A 14,039-nucleotide genomic window follows, 5' to 3' on the forward strand; every position below is an offset into this window, starting at 1 on the left:
CGTGCTCTGCCGTTGATCGTGTATTCCCCTAATGTGATCAAAGGTAATTTATGAAGCGTCTCTCTCTCAGCGGACTGAGTCTCGGAGTTAAGCTGTCTGTACTGACGTCTCTCAGCGTAGCACTGCTGTTGCTGGTACTGACACTGACTCAAAGCCACAACGCCTCTCGCCAGCTGGAAAATCTCGCCATTGATGACATGCACAATCAGGTGCAGGGCATCAGTGAAATGGCCACCATGTTTAACGCCACCCTGACCGAAGAGGTGTCTCATTATACCGACCTGTTCACCAGCTTTCTGCCTAAGCGCTTTAGCCTGGATGAAAGCGCCCACGTGCAGGTCGGTGACTTTTCGACGCCGGTGCTGCGCGCCGGGTTAAAAACGCTGAACCTCGACCAGACCGCCGTAGACGATTTCACCGAACGTACCGCCGCCGTGGCGACCATTTTTGTGCGCAATGGCGATGATTTTATCCGCATTTCCACCTCCCTGAAAAAGCAGGATGGCAGCCGCGCAATCGGTACGCAGCTTGACCGCAGTGGCGCCGCCTGGAAAAGTGTCCATCAGGGCGAAGTCTACCGGGGGCTGGCGACACTGTTCGGCCATCGCTACATCACCCAATATCAGCCGGTAAAAGATGAGAGTGGCAACGTCGTCGCTATCCTGTTTGTCGGTGTTGGCATTGATAAGCAGTATGCCCTGATGCGTGAAAAAATCCTGGCGCGCCGGCTGGGTGAAAGCGGTCATTTCTTTGTGCTCAACGGTACGCCTGGCAAGGCTCAGGGCGAGTATCTGTTCGATCAGCACAACGAAGGAAAACGGCCAGACTGGGATAGCGCGACATTGCAGCCACTCCTGACGCAGCCGCAGGGTATGCAGCAGGTGGAGATCAACGGTGAGCAGCAGATGCTGGCCTGGCAGCATTTGCCAGGCTGGAACTGGGTGATTACCGGTGAAGTTAACCGTGCCAGTCTGCTCGCCCCGATTACCCATAGCCGTAACCTGTTCCTGATGACCGGACTGGTTCTGGTGGTGATCTTCGCACTGGGGTTTGTCTGGTACAGCCGTCGGGCGATTACCCGTCCGCTGCAGCAGGTGATCCATCTGGCGGAGCAGTATGCCGCCGGGAATCTGCAGGTTCATATGGATACCCGCCGTCGCGATGAAGTGGGCCAGTTGATCATTGCAATTAACGGCATTGGCGATGGTCTGGAAAAAATTGTCGGCCAGGTGCGCGGTGCGGCGCAGGAGATCAGCGACGGCACGGACACCATCGCGGCCAGCAGTCATAACATCAGCGAGCAAATCGGACGTCAGGCCAGCAGCGTGGAGCAGACCTCTGCCAGCATGGAGCAGTTTGGTGCCACGGTCGAACACACTGCTGACAGCCTGCGTCAGGCGATGTCACTGGTAGCCGAAGCCAGCGATATCGTCAGTCATGGCAGCCAGACAGTGGTACGCTCGGTCAACACCATGTCGGCGATTAAGGTGTCATCGCAAAGCATTGCGGATATCACGCACGTGATTGAGTCAATCGCCTTCCAGACCAATATTCTGGCACTGAATGCGGCTGTTGAAGCGGCGCGAGCCGGTGAACAGGGCCGCGGCTTTGCCGTGGTGGCCGCAGAAGTGCGTGCGCTGGCACAGCGTTCCGCGCAGGCCGCCAAAGAGATTGATGGACTGATTGCCACCTCTATCAGCAACGTAGCAGAGGGCCACCAGCTGTCTGAACAGACGCGTGATGCCATGACAGACATTGTGACCCACATCGAGCAGGTACAGGCGCTGATGGGCGAGATCAACGTGGCGGCGCAGGAGCAGGCGGCGGGTATCGGCCAGGTGAATCTGGCGATGAACCAGATCAGCCAGGCGACGCATCAGAACAGCGAACTGGTGGCACAGGCAGAAAACAGCGCGCAAAATCTGAGTGATAAAGGCCATCACCTGACCCAGCTGGTCAGCGTTTTCAGCCTGAAATCCTGACGTCATTCAGGGCGATGACATACACTTACTGTTTCGTCCTGAATAGGGGTTTTGCTATGCGTTTCGCTTACTTACTGATGATAAGTCTGTTGCTGGCAGGCTGTTCCGCACTTGAGACCACGCCAAAAGCCCCGCCTGCACCCACCCAACAGGCGCAGGAGATTTCACGGGCGCAGAGCGGCGGTTTGCCGAAGCTGGGTAACATTACCGTTAACGTGCATGGCTCACCGGATGATGCCCAGAGGGCCATCGCCGCCCGGGCCAATCAGGCTGGCGCGGCTTACTATCAGATTGTGATGCTGAGCGAAACGGTGATGCCCGGTTTGTGGTACGCCAGCGCGATTCTTTACGGTGCCTCACCGGCCACAGGCGCGGGCCAGTAGCCGGTCAGTGACTGCTGCGTCAAGCGGGCGTGAGCCCCGCCGATCGAGCCACTGCTGGCACCATGCATCAGCCAGCGGTGGCTCACTGTATTTCAGGAGTTGAGCGCCCGTCGCCAGCTGCAACAGCATGTGGGTGATGTTTCGCGCCTGCTCTTCGGGAACGTGACTAAGCTGTAGCCGCAGCTGTCGCCAGCGCGCATCGAAATGACGATTGATCCCTTTCACCGCCTCGAATTCCTGACTCAGCATCGCCATGACTTCGCCCTGACGGGCAAGCACCCGCAGGACATCAAGGCACATCACATTGCCTGAACCTTCCCAGATACTGTTAACCGGCATGTCACGATAAAGGCGCGGCAGCTCACTCGCCTCGCAGTAGCCGATGCCCCCCAGTACTTCCATCGACTCAGCCACAAACGGCGCACCGGCTTTGCAAATCACATATTTTGCCGCTGGCGTGAATAAGCGGGCAACGTTGACTTCATGCGGTTTGGCGGGCTGTGACCAGGCCCGTGCCAGCCGCATCAGCAGTGCGGTTTGCCCCTCAAGCTGCAGCGCCTGCTGTGCCAGAACCTGACGCATCAGCGGCTGATCCACCAGATTTTTCCCCATGACCTGGCGCTGATGGGCATGCCAGACCGCCACAGAGAAGGCGCGTCGCATCTGACCATGACTGCCGAGCGCGCAGTCAAAGCGCGTCATACCGGCCATTTTCAGGATCAGCCGTATGCCTTCACCCTCCTCCCCCAGCAGCCAGCCGGTCGCCTCGCGAAATTCCACTTCGCAGCTGGCATTCGAGCGATTGCCCAGCTTATCTTTGAGCTGCTCAAGCTGGATGGCATTACGTGACCCGTCGGGCAACAGGCGCGGCAGAAAAAAACAGCTTAATCCCTCAGGCGTCTGAGCCAGCACCAGATGCGCATCGCTCTGCGGCACCGAGAAGAACCATTTGTGACCGGTCAGGCGGTAGGCTTCTCCCGCGCCGCGCGGGCCCAGCGGCTCGGCACGGGTGGTGCTGGTAAAGAGATCGCTGCCGCCCTGCTTTTCCGTCATGCCCATCCCGATAAGCAATCCGCGTTTCTGGTCGCCGGGCTGTGCATGCGTGTCGTAGCGGTCGCTGAGCAGCGGATCGAGCCAGCCCTCAAACGCGGCGGGCAGATACGTCTGCAGCAGCGGAATGGCGGCGTGCGTCATGGTCACCGGGCAGAGCGTGCCCGCATCCACCTGCGCATGCAGAATAAAGCGTGCAGCGCGCGCTACGCTGGCCTGTTCACGCACCGTGGGCTGCCAGCTGAGGTTATGCAGACGACTGGCGCAGACGCCCTGCATCAGCAGGTGCCAGGCAGGATGAAAACGAACGTCATCCAGCCGGACGCCACGGGCATCGTAGCGCTGCAGTTCAGGCGGTTCAGCGTTGGCGAGCCGGCCCAGCTCCAGCGACTCGGCGCTGCCCAGCTGGCGGCCTACCGACGCCAGCCATTCCCCATCCCACCCCGCGCCTTCGCGTGAGAGTGCCTCGCCGAGCGGCGTATCAGACAGGAACAGGTTACTGTTGCTCAGAGGATGGGGCTGATTAAAAACGGTGTGTGTTGTCCAGGTCATAACCACTCCTCGCGGATGTCACTCAGTAAGTATACCCGTCGTCTTTCAAGCTGCATTTTTGTTGGCTGCGTTCACTCACCCGAATCACTTACTCATGTAAGCTCATCGGGATTCGTTCTCTTGCCGCCTCAATGCAACCCGAAATCCTTTGGGTATATACGAATGACGCGCAGTTATGCCTGGTACAGAAACTAATTTGTGGTGAGGATCACATCGGGGATCAGGCGTTGCGCTGACGCACCGCTTCGAACAGGCAAACGCCGGTAGCGACGGAGACATTCAGCGAAGAGACGCTGCCCGCCATCGGAATGCTGATCAGCTCATCGCAATGCTCGCGGGTGAGACGACGCATGCCTTCCCCTTCCGCGCCCATCACCAGCGCCATCGGGCCGGTCATTTTGCTCTGGAAAACGGTATGGTCAGCTTCACCTGCGGTGCCGACAACCCAGATGTTGTACTCCTGCAGCAGACGCAGGGTACGGGCCAGGTTGGTCACGCGAATCAACGGCACATTTTCTGCCGCACCGCTGGCGACTTTTTTCGCCGTGGCATTCAGGGGGGCAGAACGATCTTTCGGCACGATGATCGCATGAACACCGGCTGCATCGGCACTGCGCAGGCAGGCACCCAGATTGTGCGGATCGGTAACCCCATCCAGCACCAGCAGGAAGGGTTTTTCCAGGCTCTGCAGCAGATCCGGCAGATCGCCTTCCTGATACTGACGACCCGGCTTCACCCGTGCCACGATGCCCTGATGCACACCGCCTTCAACCTGGCTGTCGAGCCATTTACGCTCGGCCAGCTGGATCACGATCCCCTGAGCTTCCAGCGCGGCGACCACGGGTTGCAGGCGACGATCGTCGCGGCCTTTGAGGATAAAGACTTCCTGGAAACGTTGTGGATCACGTTCCAGCAGCGCCTGCACGGCATGGATACCAAAAATAATTTCGCTCATCGATCTGCTCAGTGGTTGGAAATGAATAAATGACCGCCCTTTCTGCAATGAGAAAGGGCGGGTACGCGCATCAGGTTACGCTCAGCCTTCAGGCTCAGCTTTTTTTCTGGCGCGCTTCGCCCGGGTAGCGGCGGCGATTTTACGGGTTTTTTCCGAGACGTTTTTACTTTTTTTCTCGGTATTCGCCGCGGCAGGTTTGCCCTTGTTTCCCCGGAATGCGGCGTCCGGCTCGAAGTTGGACTTTTTGTTCACGTTACGACGGCGTTTCGCTGGCGCGTTGTCGTCACGCTTCGCCCGATCACGTGCGGTTTTACCTTCACCACGCACCTGGCGCTGGCTGGAGATCAGGGCAAAGTCGATCTTACGCTCATCCATATGGACCGCTTCGACACGCACTTCCACGGTGTCACCCAGACGATAGGTACGGCCACCCGATTCACCGATCAGACGCTGACCCACCGGGTCAAAGCGGTAGTAATCGTTGTCGAGCGTTGAAACGTGAACCAGACCGTCGATGAACAGATCGCTTAAGCGAACAAAGAAGCCAAATCCGGTGACGCTGGAGATGACGCCGTTGAAGACGTTGCCGACCTGATCCTGCATGAAGTCACACTTGAGCCAGTCCGCAACGTCGCGGGTCGCTTCATCGGCACGGCGTTCCGTCAGGGAGCAGTGCAGGCCCAGTTGCAGCATCTGCGGCATGTCGTAGTGATAGCCACCGGTCGCTGTCGTCATATCTTTGGCGACGCTGCGCTCTTTCGGCATCAGGTATTTAATGGCACGCTGGACCAGGCCTTTACCTTCATCCTGCTCTTTTGCCAGCAGATATTTGATGGCGCGGTGCAGCGTGAGATCCGGGTAGCGGCGAATTGGCGAGGTAAAATGCGCATACGACGCAAGTGCCAGACCAAAGTGACCACGGTTTTCCGGGTCGTAAACCGCCTGCTTCATCGAACGCAGCAGCATGGTTTGCAGCATTTCCGCATCAGGCCGATCGGCAACCTGCTTCAGCAGTGCCGCATAGTCGACAGGCTGCGGTTTGTTGCCGCCGGGCAGACTCAGGCCCAGCTCGTTGAGCACGGTGCGGAAACTCTTGATGCTTTCGTCGGTCGGGCGATCGTGATCGCGGAACAGCGCCGGTTCCTGATTTTTTTCAACGAAGCGTGCCGAAGCGATGTTCGCCAGGATCATGCACTCTTCAATCAGCTTATGGGCGTCATTACGTGAAGCGCGCTCAACCCGCTCAATACGGCGCTCGGCGTTGAAGATGAACTTCGCCTCTTCCGTTTCAAACGAGATACCGCCGCGCTCTTCACGTGCAGCATCCAGCACCTGATAGAGGTTGTGCAGCTCTTCGAGATCCTTGACCAGCGGCGCGTACTGCTGACGCAGCGCTTTGTCGCCCTGCAGGATGTTCCAGACTTTGTTGTACGTCAGACGCGCATGAGAATTCATCACCGCTTCGTAATGCTTAAAGCCTGTGAGTTTACCTTTGGTCGAAATGGTCATCTCGCACACCATGCAGAGCCGGTCGACCTGCGGGTTAAGCGAACATAAGCCATTCGACAGCACTTCCGGCAGCATCGGCACCACCTGCGACGGGAAGTAGACGGAGGTGCCACGCTGATGGGCTTCGTCATCCAGTGGGGTGCCAGGACGAACGTAATAGCTCACATCGGCGATAGCGACCCACAGACGCCATCCGCCACCGCGTTTTTTCTCGCAGTAGACAGCATCATCAAAGTCACGGGCATCTTCACCGTCAATGGTGACCAGAGGCAGTTTCCGCAAGTCGACGCGGCCTTTTTTGGCCTCTTCCGGGACTTCTTCTTTCAGCTTGCTGACCTGCGCTTCCACTTCTGGCGGCCAGGTGTGCGGAATTTCATGGGTACGCAGAGCCATATCAACCGCCAGGCTGGTGCCCATATCATCGCCCAGAATCTCAGTCACTTTACCAATCGCTTTGCTGCGACGGTTCGGACGCTGAACCAGCTCAACCACCACCACCGACCCCATGCGGGCATTCATCGTCTCTTCAGGCGGAATGAGAATATCAAAACTCAGGCGACTGTCGTCCGGCACCACGAAACCTGCACCGGCATCGGTAAAGTAGCGGCCAACGATCTGGTTATTGCGGGGTTCCTGCACGCGGACCACGCGCGCTTCGCGGCGGCCTTTGCGATCGGCACCCAGCGGCTGCGCCAGAATGACGTCACCGTGCATACAGAACTTCATTTGTTCTGCCGAGAGGTAGAGGTCATCTTTCTGACCTTCTGCCCGCAGGAAGCCGTAACCATCGCGGTGGCCGATGACTTTACCGCGCAGGAGATCAAGACGTTCTGGCAGGGCGTAACACTGACGGCGGGTGAACACCAGCTGACCATCACGCTCCATGGCGCGAAGGCGGCGACGCAGCGCCTCAAGGTGCTCTTCTTCGTGCAGATTCATCTCTTCAGCCAGCTCTTCACGGCTGGCTGGTTTTTCACGTTTTTCTAACAGAGCCAGAATAAATTCACGGCTTGGAATAGGGTTTTCGTATTTTTCAGCTTCTCTATCCTGAAAAGGATCTTTTGACATAGCGGTTCCTCCGATGTCATTTGTTATTTATTTCCGCCGGCGATTTGGACAGGATGATTTCATAAAGTGGTGTATTTCCTTCAACCAAATCGGCCAGCGTATAGCCATCCAGCTCATGCAAAAAGCGCTGCACCGCGTCGTGCAGTGCCTGCTTCAGACGGCAGGCGGGCGTGATGGAGCAGGCGGCGCAGTCCACTAATTGTAGCGGTTCCATCTTGCGTACCACGTCACCGATTACAATCTGACGTGGCGGCATGCCCAGACGAATACCGCCGTTTTTACCCCGCGTCGCGGAGACATATCCCGCCCGGCTCAGCTGATTAATGATTTTGACCATATGGTTACGCGACAAACCGTACGTGTTCGTCACCGCGGTAATATTGGTCTGCTGGCCTTCAGGTAACGAGGCCAGATAAATCAGGGCCCGTAAGCCATAATCAGTAAAACTCGTGAGCTGCACAGTAACCTCAGTGAACCTTCAGGCGTGGCATTGCGTTATTCGCCTTACAATGGGTGTCAGGATTAAATCGGATCGCCATTCGATTAACTACGATGATAAACCAGAGTGTGATTGACCGTGCGTTTTTTTCAGTCAGCACAGGCTTTGACAAGCGAAGGGGTATTAAGTGGCATCTAAGAGTGGAAAAACAAGGGCCGGACAGCGTCCGGCCTTAATCATTATGCGTCGAACGGATCGCGCAGAATCATTGTTTCACTGCGATCGGGACCGGTTGAGATAATATCAATCGGCACACCCGTTACCTCTTCGACGCGCTTGATGTAATCACGCGCAGCCTGAGGTAAACCTTCCAGCGTCTTAACGCCAAACGTTGTTTCGCTCCAGCCTGGCAGGGTTTCGTAGACAGGCTCAATGCCTTCCCAGTTTTCTGCCGCCAGTGGCGTAGAGGTGACTTCGCGGCCATCAGGCATGCGATAAGCAACACAGATTTTCACCTCTTTCAGGCCATCCAGCACGTCCAGCTTGGTCATGCAGAAACCTGACAGGGAGTTAATCTGTACTGCACGGCGAACCGCTACCGCATCCAGCCAGCCGGTACGACGACGACGTCCGGTGGTGGCACCAAACTCGTTACCCTGCGCACAGAGGAATTCGCCGGTTTCATCGAACAGCTCGGTCGGGAACGGGCCTGCGCCCACGCGGGTTGAGTACGCTTTCACGATACCCAGCACGTAGTCAACATAACGCGGACCAATACCTGAACCGGTTGCGACGCCACCTGCAGTCGTGTTGGACGAGGTCACGTACGGATAAGTACCATGATCGATATCCAGCAGCGTACCCTGTGCGCCTTCAAACATAATCAGGTCGCCACGCTTACGTGCGCTGTCCAGCAGTTCTGAGACGTCAACCACCATGCCCGTGAGGATGTCAGCCACTTCCATCACATCGCTCAGCACTTTGTCGAAGTCCACTGCTGGCTCTTTGTAGTACTCAACCAGCTGGAAGTTGTAGAAATCGACCACTTCTTTCAGCTTGGCAGCAAAGGTTTCTTTGTTAAACAGGTCGCTGACACGCAGTGCACGACGCGCCACTTTGTCTTCATAAGCAGGGCCAATGCCACGACCGGTCGTACCAATCGCTTTAGCACCGCGCGCTCTTTCACGCGCCATATCCATTGCAACGTGATATTGCAGGATCAGCGGACAGGCTTCAGAAATCAGCAGACGTTCACGTACCGGGATCCCACGCGCTTCCAGGCCTTTCATCTCTTTCATTAAGGCTTCAGGAGAGAGCACTACGCCGTTACCAATAATGCTGGTCACGTTATCGCGCAGAATGCCAGAAGGGATCAGGTGGAGGACGGTTTTTTCACCGTTGATGACAAGCGTGTGGCCCGCATTGTGGCCGCCTTGATAACGCACAACGTAATTCGCGCGCTCAGTCAGAAGGTCTACAATCTTACCTTTACCTTCGTCACCCCATTGGGTGCCCAGTACGACGACGTTCTTACCCATTTCTCAAAATCACCGATTGCTTAAAAAAGGATTCTACCATCTGATCCCGTGGTTTTCAGCACTTTTAGCACACGATTGCGCGCTTTTTTGCCTGAGTTTTGATCACTACAACATGTTGGGCATAAAGCCGCTAAAAGACACAATTTAGCCGGTACGGACCGGGTTACAAATTGCCATGCAGGCTGAGCATGCAGTAAATCACCATGCCCGCAACGACCAGTCCGCCACCAAAGCGGTGCAGCAGGCGATCGGGCAAGCGGGTCATCGTCAGGATCATACGTCGCCAGGCGCGTGGCATAAACATCGGTCCCAACCCTTCCAGCACTAAGACCAGCGCCAGTGCCATCCAGATGCTTGTTTTCATTCTGATACCCAAAAAAAAGGCCGACAACATTGTCGGCCTGATGGTTATATCAGTTCTTAACGTGTCGCGTTAGAGGGCGCCTTCATATATCGGAAGAAGTCGCTATCCGGGCTTAACACCATCACATCCTGATTTTCGCTAAAGCTGTTTTCATAGGCACGCAGGCTACGAATAAAGGCGTAGAAGTCAGGATCTTTGCTGAACGAATCCGCAAACAACCGGGCCGTTTCTGCATCACCGTCACCGCGTGTGATCAGCGCTTCACGCTGGGCTTCAGCCAGCGTACGTGTCACCTGGTAATCGGCCTGAGCACGCAGTTTTTCTGCCTCTTCCTGACCCTGTGAACGCTGGCTACGTGCTACCGCTTCACGTTCAGCACGCATACGGTTGAAGATTGCGTCTGAAACTTCGGTCGGCAGGTTGATCTGCTTGATGCGCACATCCATAACCTGAATACCCAGCGCGGCCATGCTGTTCGGATTTGGCGCGGGCTCGCTGCTGTTGGTTTCACGCTCTACACGGGCTGCTGCGCTGGCAATGGCATCATCAGCCGCAGGCGTGGCGATTTCATCATCGCTGCCCGCAGAACCGGTATTCAGCGCGTCGCGGACATCAGTGGTCAGGCGACCACGGGAATCCGTAACGATATCTTTCACATCCAGACGCCCCATTTCAGAACGCAGACGGTCACTGAACTTACGTTTCAGCAGCACTTCTGCCTGAGAGACATCACCGCCACCCGTGGCCAGGTAGTAGCGACTAAAATCGCTGATACGCCATTTGATGTAGGAGTCCACGATCAGATCTTTCTTCTCTTTGGTGACGAAGCGATCGGCCTGGTTATCCATGGTTTGAATGCGTGCATCCAGCGTTTTAACCGTTTCCAGGAAAGGGATCTTAAAATGCAGACCCGGCTCAAAGACCTGAGGTTTGTTTTCGCCGTCGCGCAGGACTTTACCGAAGCGCAGGACAATGCCTCGCTGTCCTTCCTGCACCACAAACAGCGACGCATAGAGCGCCACCAGCACGACAATAATTAAAAAAACAATTGGCTTACGCATCGATTACTCTCTCCCTTCGCGCTGGCTGTCGCTGCGCTGAGCATTCGCCCGACGCTGATCCATGATATTGTCCGGACTGTATGACGACGTGTCATTGCGGCTGGCGTTGCGATCGGAGATGGCGGGCAGCGAAGAACTATTACCGCCTTTCTGACCATTCTGGCCCGATGTTGCCTGACCGCCACGCATCAGTTGATCCAGCGGCAGCATCATCAGGTTATTACCCCGATCGTTAACCAGTACTTTGCGGGTATGGCTCAGCACGCGTTCCATGGTCTCAATGTAGAGACGCTCTTTAGTGATTTCAGGTGCCGCTTTATACTCAGGCAGAATCTTGGCGAAACGCGCCACTTCACCCTGCGCTTCCAGAACGGTACGCTCTTTGTAAGCACGCGCCTCTTCCAGAATACGTTGCGCCTGGCCGTTAGCACGAGGCTGAACCTCATTAGCGTAAGCTTCTGCTTCACGGACGTACTGCTCGCGGTTTTCACGTGCGGCAATCGCATCATCAAATGCAGACTTCACCTCTTCCGGCGGACGGGCAGCCTGGAAGTTGACGTCCAGCACCGCGATCCCCATGTTGTAAGGGCGAATTGTTTCATCAATTTCACGCTGGGTATCGCTACGTACCACGGTACGGCCTTCGGTCAGAATGCGGTCCATAGTAGAACGACCTATTACGCCGCGCAGCGCACTGTCAGTCGCCTGACGCAGGCTGTCATCCGCGCTGGTCACAGCATAAAGATAACGTTCCGGATCGGTCACGCGGTACTGTACGTTCATTTCCACGCGCACGACGTTTTCGTCTGAGGTCAGCATCACGCCAGACGCTGCCAGTTCGCGCACCGACTCAACGTTGACTGCACGCACTTGATCAACGAATGTCGGCTTCCAGTTCAGACCGGGTTCAACCAGGTGACTGAACTTACCGAAGCGCGTTACCACGCCACGTTCCGCTTCTTTGATGGTGTAGAAACCGCTTGCAGCCCAGATGACCACAGCAGCAACAGCCACGATGCCAACAATTTTGCCACCGCTGCCGGAGCCGCGCTGACCGTTGTCGCTCTGTTTGCCACCGCCCAGTCCACCAAGCTTCTTGCTCAGCTTACGGAAGATATCATCCAGATCAGGAGGCCCGGATTCCCGTCCTCCCTTATTTCCCCCAGAGTTGCCGCCTTGATTATTGCTGCTTCCCCACGGGTCGCGGTCCTGTCCGTTATTTCCGGGCTGATTCCACGCCATGTCTCTACTCCATTTATTTTAATTACGATTTTTACCCTTCATCTTTCGGATTGCAGCGATGCTGGCTGCCTTCGCTCTCCCCGGTGACTTACCTGCGTAAGCGTCCAGGGATTTGCTCAGTTGCCGCCCTGCTGAAATCCGAAATACCCGGATAAATCCTGCGTATTCGGGCCTGCAACGGAAATGCGACAATCTTCAATTTTTAAGGTAAATGCGTTTGGGCAATATCAAACAATGTAACTGGTCAGCGACGGTTCCTGTTTACATAAACGCATCCACTCAATGATGGGCATACGTATCTGTAATCCTACACTGCCGTCTTCTTCATTCCACTCTTTCTCAATCGCCTGCAACTGATAGAAACGGCTGCGCAGTCGCCCCGCCTCCGGTGGCAGACGTAACGCGTGCTGGGCAATTTCACCCGACAGCCGCTCAGACAGCGCCTGCCATAGCAACGGAATACCTGCACCGGTCTGGGCGGAAAGCCAGACGCGAATCGGCAGGTTCTCTTCGTTACGGTCGATACGCGGTTCGAAGCCGTCGAGCATATCGATTTTATTCATTACCAGTAAGGTCGGGATTTCGTCCGCTTCGATCTCTTCCAGTACGGTATCGACGGCAGCGATATTTTCCGTCACGCGCAGATCGGCACCATCAATTACGTGCAGTAACAGCGTCGCCTGACGCGTCTCCTGCAGCGTGGCTTTAAATGCGGCAACCAGATCATGAGGAAGATGGCGGATAAAGCCGACCGTGTCTGCCAGAACCACGTCCCCGACATCGGCAACATTCAGACGGCGCAATGTGGGATCGAGCGTCGCAAACAACTGGTCTGCGGCAAAGACATTGGCAGAGGTCATAGCGTTAAAAAGGGTCGACTTACCGGCGTTGGTGTAACCCACCAGCGAAACGGTTGGTATATCCGCTTTGGCACGAGACTGTCGTCCCTGCTCACGCTGTTTTTCAACCCGCTCAAGACGAGACAGGATCTGACTGATACGTCCGCGCAGCAGACGACGGTCAGTTTCTAACTGCGTTTCACCCGGGCCACGCAAGCCAATCCCGCCTTTCTGACGTTCAAGGTGTGTCCAGCCACGTACCAGACGCGTTGCAAGATGACGCAGCTGTGCCAGCTCAACCTGCAATTTACCTTCGTGGGTGCGTGCGCGTTGGGCAAAAATATCCAGAATCAGTCCGGTGCGATCGATGACCCGGCATTCGCACAGGCGCTCAAGATTTCTTTCCTGAGCGGGCGTAAGGGCATGATCGAATAATACGACCGATGCTCCAGTTGTTTTTACCGCATCGGCAATTTCAACGGCTTTTCCTTCACCGACAAAATACTTGGGGTGTGGCGCTTTACGGCTGCCAGTAACCACTTGCAGCGCCTCAACGCCAGCAGAAGAGACCAGGGTTTCAAACTCCTGTAAATCTTCTGTTTCTTTGTCTTGGGAGAACCAGATGTGTACCAGTACGGCCTGCTCACCGGCATCATAACGGTCAAACAAGCTATAACCTCGCTAAATAAAAGACCAGGACGGAAAACCGCTGTTCTCCGTTCCTGGCTGTGCGGTGACGCGTTATTCCGCGTTATCGCCGTCTTGTTGTGGCTGTGGCTGCGCAGATGAGTTGCTGCCACCATGATGGTAATTGTTGCTGCCGCCACCGGTATTATTGCTATGGTGAGAAACCGGGCGCGAAGGAACAACGGTAGAAATGGCGTGCTTATAAACCATCTGGCTTACCGTGTTTTTCAACAAAATGACGAACTGATCAAATGACTCAATCTGACCCTGCAGCTTAATACCGTTAACCAGATAAATCGAAACCGGAACACGTTCACGACGCAGTGCGTTCAAAAACGGGTCTTGTAATGATTGCCCCTTAGCCATTCTA

Annotated in this window: 12 protein-coding genes; 2 read left to right on the forward strand and 10 right to left on the reverse strand. The window is 55.8% G+C overall.

Features of this window, described 5'->3' with window-relative positions; translation table 11 throughout:
* Positions 1 to 50: 50 nt before the first annotated feature.
* Both N5J69_RS14225 and bsmA read left to right on the forward strand, forming a co-directional pair.
* A complete protein-coding gene (locus N5J69_RS14225) occupies positions 51 to 1,982 on the forward strand; it encodes a methyl-accepting chemotaxis protein (protein ID WP_279771149.1) in 1,932 nt (643 codons plus the stop codon).
* A 56-nt stretch (positions 1,983 to 2,038) separates the two neighbouring features.
* Positions 2,039 to 2,365, forward strand: coding sequence for a biofilm peroxide resistance protein BsmA (gene bsmA, locus N5J69_RS14230; protein WP_279771150.1), 327 nt, complete (start codon positions 2,039 to 2,041; stop codon positions 2,363 to 2,365).
* Here bsmA and N5J69_RS14235 read toward each other — a convergent pair.
* From N5J69_RS14235 to hfq, 10 genes are all read right to left on the reverse strand, one after another.
* Positions 2,339 to 3,967 (reverse strand): isovaleryl-CoA dehydrogenase, encoded by a 1,629-nt coding sequence (locus N5J69_RS14235; protein WP_279771151.1) that lies wholly within the window; start codon positions 3,965 to 3,967, stop codon positions 2,339 to 2,341. The two genes, bsmA and N5J69_RS14235, sit on opposite strands and share 27 nt — an antisense overlap.
* A gap of 220 nt (positions 3,968 to 4,187) precedes the next feature.
* The gene (gene rlmB, locus N5J69_RS14240; protein ID WP_033734044.1) at positions 4,188 to 4,922 is read right to left on the reverse strand and encodes a 23S rRNA (guanosine(2251)-2'-O)-methyltransferase RlmB; all 735 of its coding nucleotides are present in this window, start codon (positions 4,920 to 4,922) and stop codon (positions 4,188 to 4,190) included.
* Between the two features lie 81 nt (positions 4,923 to 5,003).
* A complete protein-coding gene (gene rnr, locus N5J69_RS14245; protein WP_279771153.1) occupies positions 5,004 to 7,499 on the reverse strand; it encodes a ribonuclease R in 2,496 nt (831 codons plus the stop codon).
* Positions 7,500 to 7,515: 16 nt separating this feature from the next.
* On the reverse strand, positions 7,516 to 7,959 hold the full coding sequence (gene nsrR / locus N5J69_RS14250; RefSeq protein WP_279771155.1) for a nitric oxide-sensing transcriptional repressor NsrR: 444 nt from the start codon (positions 7,957 to 7,959) through the stop codon (positions 7,516 to 7,518).
* A 218-nt stretch (positions 7,960 to 8,177) separates the two neighbouring features.
* Positions 8,178 to 9,476, reverse strand: a complete 1,299-nt coding sequence (locus tag N5J69_RS14255; RefSeq protein ID WP_279771156.1) for an adenylosuccinate synthase — start codon at positions 9,474 to 9,476, stop codon at positions 8,178 to 8,180.
* Between the two features lie 163 nt (positions 9,477 to 9,639).
* Positions 9,640 to 9,840, reverse strand: coding sequence for a DUF2065 domain-containing protein (locus N5J69_RS14260; RefSeq protein ID WP_010256126.1), 201 nt, complete (start codon positions 9,838 to 9,840; stop codon positions 9,640 to 9,642).
* A gap of 56 nt (positions 9,841 to 9,896) precedes the next feature.
* On the reverse strand, positions 9,897 to 10,901 hold the full coding sequence (gene hflC / locus N5J69_RS14265) for a protease modulator HflC (RefSeq protein ID WP_279771157.1): 1,005 nt from the start codon (positions 10,899 to 10,901) through the stop codon (positions 9,897 to 9,899).
* Between the two features lie 3 nt (positions 10,902 to 10,904).
* The gene (hflK, locus tag N5J69_RS14270) at positions 10,905 to 12,143 is read right to left on the reverse strand and encodes an FtsH protease activity modulator HflK (protein ID WP_279771158.1); all 1,239 of its coding nucleotides are present in this window, start codon (positions 12,141 to 12,143) and stop codon (positions 10,905 to 10,907) included.
* Between the two features lie 227 nt (positions 12,144 to 12,370).
* Positions 12,371 to 13,651, reverse strand: coding sequence for a ribosome rescue GTPase HflX (hflX, locus tag N5J69_RS14275; protein ID WP_279771159.1), 1,281 nt, complete (start codon positions 13,649 to 13,651; stop codon positions 12,371 to 12,373).
* Positions 13,652 to 13,723: 72 nt separating this feature from the next.
* On the reverse strand, positions 13,724 to 14,035 hold the full coding sequence (gene hfq, locus N5J69_RS14280) for an RNA chaperone Hfq (RefSeq protein WP_279771160.1): 312 nt from the start codon (positions 14,033 to 14,035) through the stop codon (positions 13,724 to 13,726).
* Between the last annotated feature and the right edge of the window lie 4 nt (positions 14,036 to 14,039).

The sequence above is a fragment of the Pantoea sp. GD03673 genome (genome assembly GCF_029844725.1).
In the GTDB taxonomy this organism is placed as follows: Bacteria; Pseudomonadota; Gammaproteobacteria; order Enterobacterales; family Enterobacteriaceae; genus Pantoea.